Annotated in this window: 12 protein-coding genes; 7 read left to right on the top strand and 5 right to left on the bottom strand. The window is 54.1% G+C overall.

What is annotated here, in order from left to right:
* The first annotated feature begins 199 nt into the window (after positions 1–199).
* The 4 genes from pdhR (at position 200) to lpdA (ending at position 7,419) form a co-directional block, all read left to right on the top strand.
* Positions 200–964 carry a pyruvate dehydrogenase complex transcriptional repressor PdhR gene (pdhR, locus tag JBO43_RS06860; RefSeq protein WP_103947083.1) on the top strand — a complete coding sequence of 255 codons (765 nt, stop codon included), beginning with the start codon at positions 200–202 and terminating at the stop codon, positions 962–964.
* A gap of 242 nt (positions 965–1,206) precedes the next feature.
* Positions 1,207–3,870 (top strand): pyruvate dehydrogenase (acetyl-transferring), homodimeric type, encoded by a 2,664-nt coding sequence (gene aceE, locus JBO43_RS06855; RefSeq protein WP_095280796.1) that lies wholly within the window; start codon positions 1,207–1,209, stop codon positions 3,868–3,870.
* 14 nt (positions 3,871–3,884) lie between these two features.
* Positions 3,885–5,795, top strand: coding sequence for a pyruvate dehydrogenase complex dihydrolipoyllysine-residue acetyltransferase (gene aceF / locus JBO43_RS06850; RefSeq protein ID WP_202673987.1), 1,911 nt, complete (start codon positions 3,885–3,887; stop codon positions 5,793–5,795).
* Positions 5,796–5,994: 199 nt separating this feature from the next.
* Positions 5,995–7,419 carry a dihydrolipoyl dehydrogenase gene (gene lpdA / locus JBO43_RS06845; RefSeq protein ID WP_095280798.1) on the top strand — a complete coding sequence of 475 codons (1,425 nt, stop codon included), beginning with the start codon at positions 5,995–5,997 and terminating at the stop codon, positions 7,417–7,419.
* A gap of 41 nt (positions 7,420–7,460) precedes the next feature.
* Here the strand turns inward: lpdA and JBO43_RS06840 are convergent, their stop codons facing one another.
* Entirely contained in the window at positions 7,461–8,255 is a 795-nt protein-coding gene (locus tag JBO43_RS06840; protein WP_202673986.1) for a DUF2950 family protein, read from the bottom strand.
* Between the two features lie 10 nt (positions 8,256–8,265).
* Positions 8,266–9,825: a DUF3300 domain-containing protein gene (locus JBO43_RS06835; protein ID WP_202673985.1), complete on the bottom strand. Its 1,560-nt coding sequence runs from the start codon at positions 9,823–9,825 to the stop codon at positions 8,266–8,268.
* 894 nt (positions 9,826–10,719) lie between these two features.
* On the opposite strand from JBO43_RS06835, the gene acnB reads away from it, so the two are divergent.
* Complete coding sequence (gene acnB, locus JBO43_RS06830) at positions 10,720–13,317, top strand: bifunctional aconitate hydratase 2/2-methylisocitrate dehydratase (protein WP_095280801.1); 2,598 nt, start codon at positions 10,720–10,722, stop codon at positions 13,315–13,317.
* Positions 13,318–13,496: 179 nt separating this feature from the next.
* Positions 13,497–13,859: a protein YacL gene (gene yacL, locus JBO43_RS06825; protein ID WP_095280802.1), complete on the top strand. Its 363-nt coding sequence runs from the start codon at positions 13,497–13,499 to the stop codon at positions 13,857–13,859.
* Between the two features lie 31 nt (positions 13,860–13,890).
* Here yacL and speD read toward each other — a convergent pair whose 3' ends face one another.
* From speD to JBO43_RS06810, 3 genes are all read right to left on the bottom strand, one after another.
* Complete coding sequence (gene speD / locus JBO43_RS06820) at positions 13,891–14,685, bottom strand: adenosylmethionine decarboxylase (RefSeq protein WP_095280803.1); 795 nt, start codon at positions 14,683–14,685, stop codon at positions 13,891–13,893.
* 1 nt (position 14,686) lies between these two features.
* Positions 14,687–15,556 carry a polyamine aminopropyltransferase gene (gene speE / locus JBO43_RS06815; RefSeq protein WP_095280804.1) on the bottom strand — a complete coding sequence of 290 codons (870 nt, stop codon included), beginning with the start codon at positions 15,554–15,556 and terminating at the stop codon, positions 14,687–14,689.
* 117 nt (positions 15,557–15,673) lie between these two features.
* Positions 15,674–16,021 carry a YacC family pilotin-like protein gene (locus JBO43_RS06810; protein ID WP_095284177.1) on the bottom strand — a complete coding sequence of 116 codons (348 nt, stop codon included), beginning with the start codon at positions 16,019–16,021 and terminating at the stop codon, positions 15,674–15,676.
* A gap of 145 nt (positions 16,022–16,166) precedes the next feature.
* On the opposite strand from JBO43_RS06810, the gene cueO reads away from it, so the two are divergent.
* Positions 16,167–17,738: a multicopper oxidase CueO gene (gene cueO, locus JBO43_RS06805; protein WP_202673984.1), complete on the top strand. Its 1,572-nt coding sequence runs from the start codon at positions 16,167–16,169 to the stop codon at positions 17,736–17,738.
* Positions 17,739–17,787: the final 49 nt, after the last annotated feature.

The raw sequence follows: 17,787 nt of genomic DNA, 5'->3' as shown, positions 1-17,787 counted from the left end.
CTTTAGTAGTAACCAGTTCATTTGTGCAAAGTTACATTTCTGAAACGTTATTTCTGTAAGGTTGTTAAAATGTGCAGGGTTTACTGATTTCAATCAAAACCAAGATGGACAGAAGGTGAATACTTTGTTACTTTAGCGATACGAACATGAAATTGGTAAGACCAATTTACTCCGGGCAAAAAGGCGTAAGACAGGGAATATGGCCTACAGCAAAATTCGCCAACCAAAACTATCGGATGTGATAGAGCAGCAGCTGGAGTTTTTAATCCTCGAAGGGACTCTGCGCCCCGGTGAAAAACTCCCGCCTGAACGCGAACTGGCAAAACAGTTCGACGTTTCTCGTCCCTCTCTGCGCGAGGCAATTCAACGTCTCGAAGCGAAGGGCTTGCTGCTTCGTCGTCAGGGCGGTGGAACTTTTGTGCAAAACAGCCTGTGGCAGAGCTTCAGCGATCCGCTGGTAGAGCTTCTATCTGACCACCCAGAATCCCAGTTTGACCTGCTTGAAACCCGTCACGCGCTTGAGGGCATCGCTGCATATTACGCGGCCCTGCGCAGCAATGATGAAGATCGTGAACGTATTCGCGAGCTTCATCAGGCCATTGAACGGGCCCAGCAGTCAGGCGATCTCGACGCCGAGTCCGATGCCGTCGTCCAGTATCAAATTGCCGTCACCGAAGCGGCGCACAATGTGGTGCTGCTCCATCTGCTTCGCTGCATGGAGCCGATGCTGGCACAGAATGTTCGACAAAATTTTGAATTGTTGTACGCCCGCCGGGAGATGCTCCCGTTGGTCAGCAACCATCGCACCCGAGTATTCGAGGCGATAATGGCCGGGGAACCGGAGCAGGCGCGTGAAGCGTCGCACCGTCACCTGGCTTTCATTGAGGAAATCTTGCTGGACCGCAGCCGTGAACAGAGTCGTCGAGAACGTTCACTTCGCCGCATACAGCAACGAAAGGATTAAGCGCCAGGCATTTTTAGAGCGCGGCAACTAAACGCAGAACCTGTCTTATTGTGCTTTTAGTTTTCGAAATAGTTCGAGTTGTATCGCGGCGGCAAGCGCGCGAATCCTGGGAGCATAGTTAACTATGTGACCAGGGTGAGGCAGCGCAGCCAACAAAGAGACAGCCTGAAATAGGAAGAAAAAGAGCACAATGGGACAGGTTCCAGACAAATCAACGTATTAGATAGATAAGGAATACCCCCATGTCAGAACGTCTCCAAAATGACGTGGATCCGATCGAAACTCGCGACTGGCTACAAGCGATCGAATCGGTCATCCGTGAAGAAGGTGTTGAGCGCGCTCAGTATCTGATTGATCAGCTGCTTTCAGAAGCCCGTAAAGGTGGCGTGAAAGTAGCTTCAGGTGCAGGGGCTAGCAACTACGTAAACACGATTGCCGTCGAAGACGAACCGGAATACCCGGGCAATCTGGATCTGGAACGTCGTATTCGTTCTGCCATCCGCTGGAACGCGATCATGACCGTTCTGCGCGCATCCAAGAAAGACCTGGAACTGGGCGGCCACATGGCTTCCTTCCAGTCTTCTGCGACCGTATACGAAGTGTGCTTCAACCACTTCTTCCGCGCGCGCACCGAGAAAGACGGCGGCGACCTGGTGTACTTCCAGGGCCACATCTCTCCGGGCGTTTACGCACGTGCGTTCCTGGAAGGTCGTCTGACTGAAGAGCAGATGAACAACTTCCGTCAGGAAGTTCACGGTAAAGGTCTGTCCTCTTACCCGCACCCTAAACTGATGCCTGAATTCTGGCAGTTCCCGACCGTTTCTATGGGGCTGGGTCCAATCGGTGCAATCTACCAGGCTAAATTCCTGAAATATCTGGAACACCGTGGCCTGAAAGACACTTCTCAGCAGACCGTTTACGCCTTCCTGGGCGACGGCGAAATGGATGAGCCAGAATCTAAAGGTGCGATCACCATCGCCACCCGTGAGAAGCTGGACAACCTGTGCTTCATCATCAACTGTAACCTGCAGCGTCTGGATGGTCCGGTAACCGGCAACGGCAAGATCATCAACGAACTGGAAGGCATCTTCAGCGGTGCTGGCTGGAACGTGGTTAAAGTGATGTGGGGTGGTCGTTGGGATGAGCTGCTGCGTAAAGACACCAGCGGTAAACTGATCCAGCTGATGAACGAAACCGTTGACGGCGACTATCAGACCTTCAAATCCAAAAACGGTGCTTACGTTCGTGAACACTTCTTCGGTAAATACCCTGAAACCGCAGCGCTGGTTGCAGACTGGTCTGACGATCAGATCTGGGCTCTGAACCGCGGCGGCCACGATCCGAAGAAAGTCTACGCAGCACTGAAAAACGCTCAAGACACCAAAGGCAAAGCAACAGTTATCCTGGCACATACCATCAAAGGTTATGGCATGGGTGACACCGCTGAAGGTAAAAACATTGCTCACCAGGTGAAGAAAATGAACATGGACGGCGTGCGTTATATCCGCGACCGTTTCAACGTTCCTGTCACCGACGAGCAGGTTGAAAACCTGTCTTACATCACCTTCCCGGAAGGTTCTGAAGAACACACCTACCTGCATGCACAGCGTCAGAAACTGAACGGCTACCTGCCGTCCCGTCAAGTGAACTTCACTGAGAAACTGGAACTGCCGGTTCTGGAAGACTTCTCCCAACTGCTGGAAGAGCAGAACAAAGAGATCTCTACCACTATCGCTTTCGTTCGTGCCCTGAACGTGATGCTGAAGAACAAGTCGATCAAAGATCGTCTGGTGCCAATCATCGCCGATGAAGCGCGTACTTTCGGTATGGAAGGTCTGTTCCGTCAGATCGGTATTTACAGCCCGAACGGCCAGCAGTACACCCCGCAGGACCGTGAGCAGGTTGCATACTACAAAGAAGACGAGAAAGGCCAGATTCTGCAGGAAGGGATCAACGAGCTGGGTGCAGGCGCATCCTGGTTGGCTGCTGCGACCTCTTACAGCACCAACAACCTGCCGATGATTCCATTCTACATTTACTATTCAATGTTCGGTTTCCAGCGTATCGGTGACCTGTGCTGGCAGGCTGGCGACCAACAGGCTCGCGGCTTCCTGGTCGGTGGTACTTCCGGTCGTACAACGCTGAACGGTGAAGGTCTGCAGCACGAAGATGGTCACAGCCATATTCAGTCGCTGACTATCCCGAACTGTATCTCTTATGACCCGTCTTACGCGTACGAAGTAGCAGTCATCATGCATGACGGCCTGGTTCGTATGTACGGTGAAGCGCAAGAGAACGTTTATTACTACATCACCACTCTGAACGAAAACTACCACATGCCGGCTATGCCAGCAGGTGCCGAGGAAGGTATCCGTAAAGGTATCTACAAACTCGAAACCATCGCGGGTAGCAAAGGTAAAGTTCAGCTGCTGGGCTCCGGTTCTATCCTGCGTCACGTACGTGAAGCAGCGCAGATCCTGGCGAACGACTACGGCGTTGGCTCCGACGTGTACAGCGTGACCTCCTTCACTGAACTGGCGCGTGATGGCCAGGATTGTGAGCGCTGGAACATGCTGCACCCGATGGAAACTCCACGTGTACCGTACATCGCTCAGGTAATGAACGACGCACCGGCAGTGGCATCTACTGACTATATGAAACTGTTCGCCGAGCAGGTTCGTACTTATGTACCGGCTGACGATTACCGCGTACTGGGTACCGACGGCTTCGGTCGCTCTGACAGCCGCGAAAACCTGCGTCACCACTTCGAAGTTGACTCTTCTTACGTGGTTGTAGCAGCGCTGGGCGAACTGGCTAAACGTGGCGAAATCGATAAGAAAGTGGTTGCAGAAGCAATTACCAAATTCAACATCGATGCAGATAAAGTTAACCCGCGTCTGGCGTAAGAGGTAAAAGAATAATGGCTATCGAAATCAATGTACCGGACATCGGGGCTGATGAAGTTGAAATCACCGAGATCCTGGTCAAAGTAGGCGACAAAGTTGAAGCTGAACAGTCGCTGATCACTGTAGAAGGCGATAAAGCCTCTATGGAAGTCCCGTCTCCTCAGGCTGGCATCGTTAAAGAGATCAAAGTCTCTGTTGGCGACAAAACCGAGACCGGCAAACTGATCATGATTTTCGATTCCGCCGACGGTGCAGCAGCTGCTGCACCTGCGCAGGAAGAGAAGAAAGAAGCAGCGGCTCCGGCGGCTGCACCTGCGGCTGCGGCTGCAAAAGACGTTAACGTGCCGGACATCGGCGGTGACGAAGTCGAAGTGACTGAGATCATGGTGAAAGTGGGCGACACCGTTGCCGCTGAACAATCCCTGCTCACCGTAGAAGGCGACAAAGCCTCTATGGAAGTCCCGGCTCCGTTCGCGGGCGTGGTCAAAGAGATCAAAATCAACACCGGTGACAAAGTGTCTACCGGCTCCCTGATTATGGTCTTCGAAGTAGCGGGCGCAGCACCTGCTGCGGCTCCAGCACAGGCAGCTGCTCCGGCAGCAGCGGCGGCACCAGCAGCGTCTGGCGCGAAAGACGTTAACGTTCCGGATATCGGCGGTGACGAAGTTGAAGTGACTGAAGTGATGGTGAAAGTGGGCGACAAAGTTGCCGCTGAGCAGTCACTGATCACCGTAGAAGGCGACAAAGCCTCTATGGAAGTCCCGGCTCCGTTCGCAGGTACCGTGAAAGAAATCAAAATCAGCACCGGCGACAAAGTGTCTACCGGCTCTCTGATCATGGTCTTCGAAGTGGAAGGCGCTGCGCCTGCCGCGGCTCCGGCTGCTGCGCCAGCACCTGCTGCTGCCGCTCCGGCTCCTGCTGCTGCCGCTCCGGCTCCTGCTGCAAAAGCAGCGGCACCGGCGGCGAAATCCGAAGGCAAATCTGAGTTTGCTGAAAACGACGCGTACGTTCACGCCACTCCGCTGATTCGTCGCCTGGCGCGCGAATTCGGTGTGAACCTGGCGAAAGTGAAAGGGACTGGCCGTAAAGGTCGTATCCTGCGCGAAGACGTTCAGACTTACGTGAAAGAAGCGGTGAAACGCGCTGAAGCGGCACCTGCTACTGCCACCGGCGGCGGTATTCCGGGCATGCTGCCTTGGCCGAAAGTGGACTTCAGCAAGTTTGGTGAAATCGAAGAAGTGGAACTGGGTCGTATCCAGAAAATCTCTGGTGCTAACCTGAGCCGTAACTGGGTGATGATCCCGCACGTTACGCACTTCGACAAAACCGATATCACCGATCTGGAAGCGTTCCGTAAACAGCAGAACGCCGAAGCTGAAAAACGTAAACTGGACGTGAAATTCACCCCAGTGGTCTTCATCATGAAAGCCGTTGCGGCAGCGCTTGAGCAGATGCCACGTTTCAACAGCTCTCTGTCTGAAGATGCACAACGTCTGACGCTGAAAAAATACATCAACATCGGTGTTGCGGTTGATACGCCAAATGGTCTGGTTGTTCCGGTCTTCAAAGACGTGAACAAGAAGAGCATTACTGAGCTGTCCCGTGAACTGACAGTGATCTCCAAGAAAGCGCGTGATGGTAAGCTGACAGCCGGCGAAATGCAGGGCGGTTGCTTCACTATCTCCAGCATCGGCGGCCTGGGTACCACCCACTTCGCGCCGATTGTTAACGCGCCAGAAGTGGCGATCCTCGGTGTGTCTAAGTCCGCGATGGAACCAGTGTGGAATGGTAAAGAGTTTGTGCCGCGTCTGATGATGCCAATCTCTCTCTCCTTCGACCACCGCGTGATCGACGGTGCTGATGGTGCTCGCTTCATTACCATCATCAACAACACCCTGAGCGATATTCGCCGCCTGGTGATGTAATCGCAAAAGCCGGCCAGTCGGCCGGCTTTTTGTCTTGTAATCTCATGATAATTGTGAGGTTATGGGTAAAGACAAGAATTCATGAGCCGTTTGTTGTTTCAAAATTGTTAACAATTTTGTAAAATACGGGCGGATAGAACGTCCCGGTGGATGAAGGGCGACAAGTACCTGGACCGCCGGAAATCAATAAGAGGTCATGATGAGTACTGAAATCAAAACTCAGGTCGTGGTACTTGGGGCAGGTCCTGCAGGTTACTCTGCTGCCTTCCGTTGCGCTGATTTAGGTCTGGAAACCGTTATCGTAGAACGTTACAGCACCCTCGGTGGTGTTTGTCTGAACGTCGGTTGTATCCCTTCTAAAGCACTGCTGCACGTAGCAAAAGTTATCGAAGAAGCCAAAGCACTGGCTGACCACGGTATCGTCTTCGGCGAGCCGAAAACCGATATCGACAAGATTCGTACCTGGAAAGAAAAAGTGATCACTCAGCTGACCGGAGGTCTGGCTGGCATGGCCAAAGGCCGTAAAGTGAAAGTGGTCAACGGTCTGGGTAAATTCACCGGGGCAAACACCCTGGAAGTGGAAGGCGAAAACGGCAAAACCGTGATCAACTTTGACAATGCGATCATCGCGGCGGGCTCCCGTCCGATCGAACTGCCGTTCATTCCGCATGAAGATCCACGCGTATGGGATTCCACCGACGCTCTGGAACTGAAAACCGTTCCAAAACGCCTGCTGGTTATGGGTGGCGGTATCATCGGTCTGGAAATGGGTACCGTATACCACGCGCTGGGTTCAGAGATTGACGTGGTTGAAATGTTCGACCAGGTTATCCCGGCTGCCGATAAAGACATCGTTAAAGTCTTCACCAAACGCATCAGCAAGAAATTCAACCTGATGCTGGAAACCAAAGTGACTGCCGTTGAAGCGAAAGAAGACGGTATTTACGTTTCCATGGAAGGCAAAAAAGCCCCTGCTGAAGCGCAGCGTTACGACGCAGTGCTGGTGGCTATCGGTCGTGTACCGAACGGCAAAAACCTGGATGCAGGCGCGGCTGGCGTTGAAGTTGACGACCGTGGCTTTATCCGTGTCGACAAACAGCTGCGCACCAACGTGCCGCACATCTTTGCTATCGGCGATATCGTCGGTCAGCCAATGCTGGCGCACAAAGGTGTTCACGAAGGCCACGTTGCCGCTGAAGTCATCGCGGGCATGAAGCACTACTTCGACCCGAAAGTGATCCCATCGATCGCCTACACTGAGCCAGAAGTTGCCTGGGTGGGTCTGACCGAAAAAGAAGCGAAAGAAAAAGGCATCAGCTACGAAACCGCCACCTTCCCGTGGGCTGCTTCTGGCCGTGCGATCGCTTCTGATTGCGCCGATGGCGTGACCAAACTGATCTTCGACAAAGAGACTCACCGTGTCATCGGTGGTGCGATTGTCGGCACCAACGGCGGCGAGCTGCTGGGTGAGATCGGTCTGGCTATCGAAATGGGCTGCGACGCTGAAGACATCGCGCTGACCATCCACGCGCACCCGACTCTGCATGAGTCAGTGGGCCTGGCGGCAGAGATCTTCGAAGGTAGCATCACCGACCTGCCGAACGCGAAAGCCAAGAAGAAGTAATCTTCTGAATGTGAAAAAGCCGCTCAACTGAGCGGCTTTTTTTATGGCGCTACGGCCTGCCACCCCTTATCCGGATGATAAGTCTTTATCTCCTGCGCTTTTTTCTGCGACTCCTTGCCCAGATCCGTCTGATATACCTGATCTTCACCGTTCACTATAAAACTCATCACTCCGGTCTGCCCGTAGCTGACGGGCCAGGCGATCATCGCAAAGCCGTTATTGCTGTCCGGAAGAATACGGAATTGATAGCCGTGATATCCGGTGCCTGGCACCTGCGGGCTGAATGCCGGACCAAGTGGACTCGGTGCTTCACCGGGTACTGCAGGCCAGTACAAGCCATCTTTTTTCCCTTCTGAGCTGATCACTTTTTTCGCGTACTGATGATTGAGCGCGAAATAGCTTTCCTGAGCATCGACATAGGCGTGAAGGGCTTCAATGGCGGCGAGTTCGTTGCGACCGATTTCACGCGTCAGGATTTCCTCTGAAGCTTTTTGCATATCAAACTGCCAGCCGGAGGCGCGTTTCACCGCCGGAATGGGCAGTTGCCAGTCGCTGTCGCCCACGTTCAGATGCGCAATATCACCTTCGACCACCGTACGATGGCTCACTTTCCAGTCTCGCAGGAAACGGTCAACGGCATCGGGATCGACACCTTCTGGTGGCAGAAAATCACGCCAGTCATCGCCGAGCAGATTTTTCATCTCGCCTTCGTTTTGCGCGTTGATCGCCTTGGCCAGTGCGCTGGTCGCCTCTTCTGGGTTAGTGAAGCTCTGCTGTGCGAGAGTGAACGTCGAGACCATCAACAGCATCATCCCACTGAGTAATTTCTTTTTCATGTTGTTGTCCTTAGCGATGACGGAATTCACGATGTTCACTACGGCCCGCAGGCATTTGCCGTGGCTGCTGACGGTTCTGGTTGTGCGAGGCGAGCTGGCGACTCTGATTGCCACGCTGCTGCTGTGCCTGCCAGTTTGCTGACCGGCTATCGTTCCCGCTCAAGGCATTGGCTCGGGGTTGCGTATTTCGCTGCTGGCTGGTTTGCGCAGCCGGCCTGTTTTGTCGTTGCGTCTGCGTTTGGCGATTTTCGCGCTGCGCTGTGTTATTCGCCCTTTGCGCGGTCTGCGGTTTGCTGTTGTCGTAACCACGGTAATTATTGCGCTGGGAAATCTGCTTCAGCTGATTGTTGGCCGCCTGACGCTGAGCGTCTTTCGTTGCCGGACGCTGGGTTTGCGAAAGGTTTTTCCCGGTGGATTGCTGAACCTGAGCCAGTGCCGCCTGGCGCTGACTGTCGCGGTTAACCGGTTTTTGTTGAGTCGTACTCAGTCCCGTTGCGCTGTTTGTCGAATGGAAACGATTGTTCAGCTGATGAGTCGGGTAAGGAACGCCTTCGCGGTAAGCAGGATTATGCTGCCAGGTACGGTTATTTTCGTTCAGCCGCTGCCCGCTGATTTTATTGAAATTATCCACGTTGATATTGATGTTGTTATCGCCGTTACGGTTATAGCCGCCGTTGTGGTGGTCGTAATCATCGTGGTCATGGTGATGATAATCGTCGTCATCGTCCCAGTCGATATTACTGAAAATGGCGTAGGTCGTTGCGACGCCGAGGCTAAAGCCCAGGCCTTTTACCAGGCTATCGGTAAATTGCTCGCCCGGAGAAGGGGGCAGATAAACCGGCGGATAGCTGGTACTTGGCCAGGTGCCGTAAACCGTGTTGGGGTTGTACGTTGGGACGTAAACCACCTGCGGATCGGCGGATTCGATCTTGATTACCGTTGGGCTGGTTGTCGTTGTGACAGCCGTTGAGCCCGATGTGGTGCTGGTTGCGGGAGCCGCTTTCTTCACGCTCGTCACCGTTTGCTGCGGTGTCGATTGCAGTGCGCCCGTTTGTTGGGCAAGCAGGCGCAAACGCTGGACGGAATCCATCACATCTTTCGGTTGTGCGAGGAAGGCATCGCCGAGACTTTGTATCCACGGCGGGTTTTCACCCATCAGCGACATCAGTTGAGGGAAAGCGACCAGCGATTTTACGCTCGGGTCCCACGGCTGATTACTCACCGCCTGAATCGCCGCATCGCCCTGCATTTTGGGGTTATCTTTCGACCACTGCGCCGCCTGAATAACGTTGGCCGGATAGGTCGAGGCCATCAGGATTTGCGACAGTAGGGCATCAGGATAGAGCGCAACAGGCGCCGTCAATTGATCGATTTGCGCGGCGGTATAGGTCGGTGCGACAACCGGTGCGGGGGGAGGGCTTACGGCCTGAGGAGCGGCGGGAGTTGCCGTTACCGAAGGTGTTGAAACCGTTTCAGGCGCTCGACTCTTCACATACATAACACCGGATGCGGCTAACAGCCCGGCACTGCACAGCAGGACCAGAAGGTGTGGCTTAAAGGGCAACTTCATAGTGTGACTCCAGCGTAAGCAGTGTCGATGGGCGTTCTTGTTGCCGCGAGTATATTCACCCGTGGTTTGCCGTTTTGACGTTTCTTGGGAAACGGCGGAAGTGTCCGGATAAAGAGTGTGAGCATTTATGACACAAATTATATCCGATGGAGGAAAAGACGTCGGAGATTCAGAAGGCCGCCCTTGCGAGCGGCCAGTAGCTAGTTGCCGAGATTGACCACCAACAGCACCGTGATGTCGGAAATATTCCAGCCACCATGCAGCGCCGTCAGCAGTAAACTGGTCACAACGATCAGCGCATAAACATATCGCCTCTCCATTGCGTGCGTTCCTTTGCAGGGCTACGCGGATTCCTTCTTCACCGGGAAAGGCAGAACCAGGCAAGTTGATGATTGCCACGTAGGTTACGGAACTGCTCCCGGGCCCGGTGACTGGTTGCTACACCAGCGAAGCAGGCCGGAGTGGACATTAGCGTATTAATTATTGTGAAAGAAGCTGTGAAATGGCATTACTTTGATTTTCAACTGAAAGCGGAAGAGGCTACGCAAAAAGAAAAACAGAACTTGCACCGCACCGAATGAAAGAGCAAAATTCGCTGTGTTGATGATTGCCGCACAACCTGCCAGCCCGGTGTGCTACCACCGCAAGGCAACAACTAAACCGCTGAAAGGCGGTTTTTTTGTACCCGAAAAATGACACTTTCTTCTCGCTACACCATCCTTAACGATTCAGCAAATTATTCAATGTTGCTTTTTTGTAAACGGATTAACACTGTGCAGAAATCCTGCTATGCTGCCCGACGCGGTATCGGGCATTTACCCTACAAACTGCTGTCTCACAGGAGCGTGAAGAGAACGCCGACCGCATATGACAATGAGAGCGAGGAGAACCGTCGTGCTAGAAGAATACCGTAAGCACGTAGCAGAACGTGCCGCCGAGGGAATTGTACCGAAACCCTTAGATGCAACCCAGATGGCCGGCCTCGTCGAGCTGCTGAAGAATCCGCCTGCGGGCGAAGAAGAATTCCTGTTAGATCTGTTGATCAACCGCGTTCCGCCTGGCGTTGATGAAGCCGCGTATGTAAAAGCCGGATTCCTTGCTGCCGTTGCCAAAGGCGAAGCCACCTCCCCACTGGTCACTCCTGAAAAAGCGATTGAACTGCTCGGCACGATGCAGGGCGGCTACAATATTCACCCGCTAATTGATGCCCTAGAAAGCGAAAAGCTGGCACCGATTGCCGCTAAAGCCCTGTCTCAGACGCTGCTGATGTTTGATAACTTCTACGATGTGGAAGAGAAAGCAAAAGCGGGCAACCCTCATGCGAAGCAGGTGATGCAATCCTGGGCGGATGCCGAATGGTTCCTGAACCGCCCGGCACTGGCTGAAAAAATCACTGTCACCGTCTTTAAAGTGACCGGTGAAACCAACACCGATGACCTGTCTCCGGCCCCGGATGCCTGGTCTCGCCCGGATATCCCACTGCACGCTTTGGCGATGCTGAAAAACGCCCGCGAAGGCATTAATCCAGATCAGCCGGGTGTTGTTGGCCCAATCAAACAGATCGAAGAATTAAATAAGAAAGGTTTCCCGCTGGCTTACGTCGGTGATGTTGTCGGTACCGGTTCTTCGCGCAAATCCGCAACCAACTCCGTGCTGTGGTTCATGGGCGATGATATCCCTCATGTGCCGAACAAGCGCGGCGGTGGCCTGTGTCTTGGCGGTAAAATCGCACCTATCTTCTTCAATACTATGGAAGACGCGGGCGCGCTGCCGATCGAAGTCGATGTGAATGACCTGAACATGGGCGACGTGATTGACGTTTACCCGTTCAAAGGTGAAGTGCGCAACCACGAAACCAACGAACTGCTGGCCAGCTTCGAACTGAAAACTGATGTGCTGATCGATGAAGTGCGTGCCGGTGGCCGTATTCCACTGATCATCGGTCGTGGTCTGACAACCAAAGCGCGTGAAGCGCTGGGTCTGCCACACAGCGATGTGTTCCGTCAGGCGAAAGATGTTGCCGAGAGCAATCGCGGCTTCTCCCTGGCACAGAAAATGGTCGGTCGCGCTTGCGGCGTAGCCGGTGTGCGTCCGGGTGCGTACTGCGAACCAAAAATGACCTCCGTCGGTTCTCAGGACACCACCGGTCCAATGACCCGTGATGAGCTGAAAGATCTGGCGTGTCTGGGCTTCTCGTCTGACCTGGTGATGCAGTCCTTCTGCCACACGGCGGCCTATCCGAAGCCAGTTGACGTGACCACTCACCACACCCTGCCAGACTTCATCATGAACCGTGGCGGCGTGTCGTTGCGTCCGGGCGATGGTGTTATCCACTCCTGGCTGAACCGTATGCTGCTTCCGGATACCGTCGGTACCGGTGGTGACTCCCATACTCGTTTCCCGATCGGTATCTCCTTCCCGGCGGGTTCTGGCCTGGTGGCGTTTGCCGCTGCGACAGGCGTCATGCCGCTGGACATGCCGGAATCCGTTCTGGTGCGCTTCAAAGGCAAAATGCAGCCGGGCATTACGCTGCGCGATCTGGTGCACGCGATCCCGCTGTACGCGATCAAGCAGGGTCTGCTGACCGTTGAGAAGAAAGGGAAGATCAACATCTTCTCTGGCCGTATTCTGGAGATCGAAGGTCTGCCGGATCTGAAAGTCGAGCAGGCGTTTGAGCTGACCGATGCCTCCGCTGAGCGTTCTGCTGCTGGCTGTACCATTAAGCTCAATCAGGAGCCGATCGTTGAGTATCTCAGCTCTAACATCGTGCTGCTGAAGTGGATGATCGCAGAAGGTTACGGCGATCGTCGTACGCTGGAGCGTCGTGTTCAGGGGATGGAAAAATGGCTGGCGGAACCTAATCTGCTCGAAGCAGATGCTGACGCAGAATATGCGGCAGTGATCGACATCGATCTGGCGGATATCAAAGAGCCAATCCTGTGTGCGCCGAACGATCCTGACGATGCACGTCTGCTTTCTGATGTGCAGGGCGATAAGATTGACGAAGTGTTCATCGGTTCTTGCATGACCAATATCGGTCACTTCCGCGCGGCAGGTAAGCTGCTGGATGCGCATAAAGGCCAGCTGCCAACTCGTCTTTGGGTCGCTCCGCCAACGCGTATGGATGCGGCACAGCTGACGGAAGAAGGCTACTACAGCGTGTTTGGTAAGAGCGGTGCGCGTATCGAAATCCCTGGCTGTTCCCTGTGTATGGGTAACCAGGCGCGTGTGGCAGACGGTTCAACGGTGGTTTCCACCTCGACCCGTAACTTCCCGAACCGTTTAGGGACCGGCGCGAACGTCTATCTGGCGTCTGCGGAACTGGCGGCTGTTGCGGCGCTGATCGGCAAACTGCCGACGCCGGAAGAGTATCAGACCTATGTGGCTCAGGTTGATAAGACAGCGGTAGATACCTATCGCTATCTGAACTTCGATAAACTTTCTCAGTACACCGAGAAAGCGGACGGCGTGATCTTCCAGACTGCTGTATAACTGTTTTCTCCCTCTCCCGTGGGAGAGGGCCGGGGTGAGGGCATCAGCCCGCACAATCCCCCCAAAAAACCCCGCGTTTTTCACGCGGGGTTTTTATTTTCCACTCCTGACACCCGTCCCGCTTTTTATCTCCTCTCTATCTGCGATAATTAGGCAATGGCTTTGCAGAGGAAAACATCATGGATTACGAATTTCTGCGCGATATCACCGGAGTGGTGAAAGTGCGTATGTCGATGGGCCACGAAGTGGTCGGGCACTGGTTTAACGAAGAAGTGAAAGAGAACCTTGCCCTGCTTGATGAAGTGGAACAGGCGGCGGGCACGGTGAAAGGGAGCGAGCGCTCATGGCAGCGCGTCGGACATGAATATACTCTGTGGATGGACGGTGAAGAGGTCATGGTTCGCGCCAATCAGCTTGAGTTTTCAGGCGATGAGATCGAAGAGGGGATGAGCTACTACGACGAAGAGAGCCTGTCGCTCTGCGGCGTCGAGGACTTTTTGCAGGTTGTCGCGGCGTACCGTGATTTTATGAAACAGAAGTAAACCAGCGGAGCATCCGTGCTCCCCGTGCGTTTTACACGGCCGGAATATTGCGGCCGTAATAGATTTCGCGCATCTCTTTCCAGAGCAAATCGGTGATCACCTTCCGCTCTTCTTCGCTTAAATCTTCTGGCTTCGTGTGGAACATGTAGTGCTTCAGGTCGAACTCCTTCAGTAACATCTTGGTGTGGAAGATGTTTTCCTGGTACACGTTCACGTCCATCATGTCGTACAGCGCCTTCATGTCGTCTGACATAAAGTTCTGAATCGAGTTAATTTCATGGTCGATAAAATGTTTCATCCCGTTGATATCACGGGTGAAACCGCGCACACGATAATCGACGGTGACGATATCAGATTCCAGCTGGTGGATGAGATAGTTCAGCGCGTTGAGCGGTGAAATCACGCCACAGGTCGACACCTCGATGTCGGCGCGGAAGGTGCACAGCCCGCCTTCAGGATGGCTCTCCGGGTAGGTATGGACGCAGATGTGGCTCTTATCGAGATGGGCGACTACTGCCTCTGGCAACGGGCCAGGATGCTCTGTTGGGTCGATAAGCTTGGGATCAATCGGCTCTTCGCTCACCAGGATAGTGACGCTCGCGCCCTGCGGTTCATAGTCCTGACGGGCAATGTTCAGGATATTAGCCCCGATGATGGAGCAGGTTTCTGACAGGATCTCGGTCAGTCGGTTGGCGTTGTAGAGTTCATCGATATAGGCGATATAACCATCGCGCTCCTCCGCTGTTTTGACGTAGCAGATATCGTAAATACAAAAACTCAGGCTTTTGGTCAGGTTGTTAAAGCCATGCAGTTTCAGCTTTTTCAATTTAGTTCACCCCCTTAGAAGACAGCGCGTCGTGCAGATACTGCGGCAAGGCAAAAGCGGCGGTGTGGACTGCCGGATTATAGTAACGACATTTGAGGTGTGCCTGATGGAATCGGGCCTGAATGATCTCCGTTGAGAGATGGCGTAGCGCCTCGTTATCCGTCGCCCAGGCAAAGGTCATGATGCCACCGTAATAGGTTGGGATCGCCGCCTGATAAAAGCTTACATCACCGAAGTAATTGCTGAGCTTGCGATGACTATCGATGGCTTCGTCCTGCTGCAGGAAACACACACCGTTCTGGGCGACGAAAACACCGCCAGGGTTAAGGCAACGTTTGCAGCCTTCGTAGAAGGATGACGTGAAGAGCGTCGCGCCCGGCCCAATAGGATCGGTGCAGTCGGAGATGATCACATCGAAAGTCTGGCTGGTCTGATTCACAAAGTTGACGCCATCGTCGATCACCAACGAAAAGCGCGGATCGTCGTAGCTGCCCGCATTGTGGTTCGGCAGATACTGGCGGCAGAAGGAGACGACACCGGCGTCGATTTCGACCATCGTAATCGTCTCGACGGTCTTATGACGGGACACTTCGCGCAGCATTGCGCCATCGCCACCGCCAATAATCAGCACGTGTTTTGCGTGGCCGTGCGCCAGCAGCGGCACGTGGGTCATCATTTCGTGATAGATAAACTCATCGCGCTCGGTGGTTTGCACCACGCCGTCCAGCGCCATGACGCGCCCAAATGCTGCGTTCTCGAAGATGACCAGATCCTGATGATCGGTTTTCTCATGATAAAGCACGTTATCAACGGCAAAGTACTGACCAAACTGGTCATGCAGCGTTTCGTGCCACAGGGTTTTCTCGGTCACAGGCTGATACCTCCTTTGTTAACATCCATTACACCCACGCAAAATGGGCGCAACATCATAGCCAACAATGACCGCGCATGCACGGCCATCATGTTTAACAAAGGGGCGTCGGGAAGGTTACTTCACGTAGGCGAGCAGGCTCAGCGAATCGCGGGCCAGCGCTTTGCATTTTTTCGCGACCGGGATGCCGATGCCGCTTAAATCGCGGTAGCTGTCTTCGCCGAGTGCCTTCATGTCAAAGCTATCGTAGTTGCTGAGATCCCATTGGTTTTGCTGGGCAAAAAAGACCAGTGCGCGACGAATTTGCCCGTTGGGTAAATTCTGGTATCCACAATCGTTTTTCAGGAAAACAAAAACTGCCGTTAAATCGGCCATATCTTCTGCTTCGTTTTCACTCAGCGCATAACTGTTCGCACTTGTCGCCACCAGGCAGGCGAACAAAATTGTCCTGAAAAACGTCTTCATTGCTTCTACCACTGCATCACGGAAATTAAACGTTAGCATACTTGATACCAGCCCGACGATCTTTATTATTGCCACTTTACTTGACCTTCCGCTTAGGGGAGGGTTTAAGCTCAAAATATCGCCTGCACGGAAAAAAGGAATGAACATGCAACGTCGTGATTTTTTGAAATATTCGGCTGTAATAGGGGCTGCCAGCGCATTACCTTTATGGAGTCGCGCGGTGTTTGCCGCCGACAGACCGGCGCTCCCGATCCCCGATTTACTGACCGCAGACGCACGTAGCCGCATTCAGCTGATCGTTCAGTCAGGAAAATCCACCTTTGGACCACATCAAGCCACGACATGGGGATATAACGGTAACTTGCTCGGCCCGGCGCTTCAGCTGCGCAGGGGAAAAGAGGTAACGGTGAATATTCACAATACGCTGGCGGAAGAGACGACGTTGCACTGGCACGGCCTGGAGATCCCCGGTGAAGTGGATGGCGGCCCGCAGGGCGTGATTAAAGCGGGCGGTGAGCGTACCGTGACCTTTACCCCAGACCAGCACGCCGCGACCTGCTGGTTCCACCCGCATCAGCATGGCAAAACCGGGCATCAGGTAGCGATGGGGCTGGCGGGATTAGTGCTTATCGAAGATGACGAAAGTCGATTGCTGCGCCTGCCAAAACAGTGGGGCATCGACGATGTGCCGGTGATTGTGCAGGACAAAAAGTTTACCGCCGACGGGCAGATCGACTATCAGCTGGACGTGATGAGCGCAGCCGTCGGTTGGTTTGGCGATACGCTTCTGACCAACGGTGCGATTTACCCCCAGCACGCGGCACCGAAAGGCTGGCTGCGTCTGCGTCTGCTCAACGGCTGTAACGCCCGCTCCCTGAATTTTGCGACCAGCGACCAGCGTCCACTGTACGTGGTGGCGAGCGACGGCGGGCTGTTAGCCGAGCCGGTGAAAGTCAGCGAGCTGCCGATGCTGATGGGCGAGCGCTTTGAAGTGCTGGTGGATATAAGCGACGGCAAGCCGTTTGATCTCGTCACACTGCCGGTGAGTCAGATGGGGATGGCTGTAGCCCCGTTCGATAAGCCACATCCGGTGCTGCGCATTCAGCCTTTGCTGGTCACGGCCTCTGGCGTATTGCCAGACGCGCTTGCCGCCGTGCCAGCGCTGCCGTCACTCGACGGCTTAACCCAGCGCAAACTCCAGCTGTCGATGGACCCGATGCTCGACATGATGGGCATGCAGGCGCTGATGACTAAATATGGCGACCAGGCGATGGCCGGGATGCACCACGATCAGCCGATGGGTCATATGAATATGGATCATGGCAAGATGGGCAACATGGGCCATATGAATCATGGCGGCGGGAAAGGGTTTGATTTCCACAACGCCAACCGTATCAACGGTCAGGCCTTCGATATGAACACGCCGATGTTTGCGGCCCAAAAAGGGCAGTACGAGCGCTGGGTGATTTCAGGCGAGGGCGACATGATGCTGCATCCGTTCCACATTCACGGCACACAGTTCCGCATTTTGTCCGAGAACGGTAAAGCGCCAGCGGCCCATCGTAAGGGCTGGAAAGATACGGTGCGAGTGGAAGGTGGCGTCAGCGAAGTGCTGGTGAAGTTCGAACATGATGCGCCGAAGGAGTTTGCCTATATGGCGCACTGTCATCTGCTGGAGCATGAAGATACGGGGATGATGCTCGGCTTTACGGTGTAAATTCGTGCGGTTTGATGCCCTCACCCCGACCCTCTCCCACAGGGAGAGG

Origin of the sequence: Lelliottia jeotgali (assembly GCF_016771845.1) — a bacterium.
In the GTDB taxonomy this organism is placed as follows: domain Bacteria; phylum Pseudomonadota; class Gammaproteobacteria; order Enterobacterales; family Enterobacteriaceae; genus Enterobacter; species Enterobacter jeotgali.
Note: the sequence above shows the minus strand (reverse complement) of the source record. Positions and strands in the feature narration are given on the sequence as shown.

Excerpts from the sequence above, each read along its gene's own strand:
- lpdA (WP_095280798.1), top strand. The coding sequence starts at position 5,995 with ATGAGTACTGAAATCAAAACTCAGGTCGTGGTACTTGGGGCAGGTCCT.
- aceE (WP_095280796.1), top strand. The coding sequence starts at position 1,207 with ATGTCAGAACGTCTCCAAAATGACGTGGATCCGATCGAAACTCGCGAC.
- JBO43_RS06840 (WP_202673986.1), bottom strand. The coding sequence starts at position 8,255 with ATGAAAAAGAAATTACTCAGTGGGATGATGCTGTTGATGGTCTCGACG.
- JBO43_RS06835 (WP_202673985.1), bottom strand. The coding sequence starts at position 9,825 with ATGAAGTTGCCCTTTAAGCCACACCTTCTGGTCCTGCTGTGCAGTGCC.
- JBO43_RS06810 (WP_095284177.1), bottom strand. The coding sequence starts at position 16,021 with ATGAAGACGTTTTTCAGGACAATTTTGTTCGCCTGCCTGGTGGCGACA.
- pdhR (WP_103947083.1), top strand. The coding sequence starts at position 200 with ATGGCCTACAGCAAAATTCGCCAACCAAAACTATCGGATGTGATAGAG.
- cueO (WP_202673984.1), top strand. The coding sequence starts at position 16,167 with ATGCAACGTCGTGATTTTTTGAAATATTCGGCTGTAATAGGGGCTGCC.
- yacL (WP_095280802.1), top strand. The coding sequence starts at position 13,497 with ATGGATTACGAATTTCTGCGCGATATCACCGGAGTGGTGAAAGTGCGT.
- aceF (WP_202673987.1), top strand. The coding sequence starts at position 3,885 with ATGGCTATCGAAATCAATGTACCGGACATCGGGGCTGATGAAGTTGAA.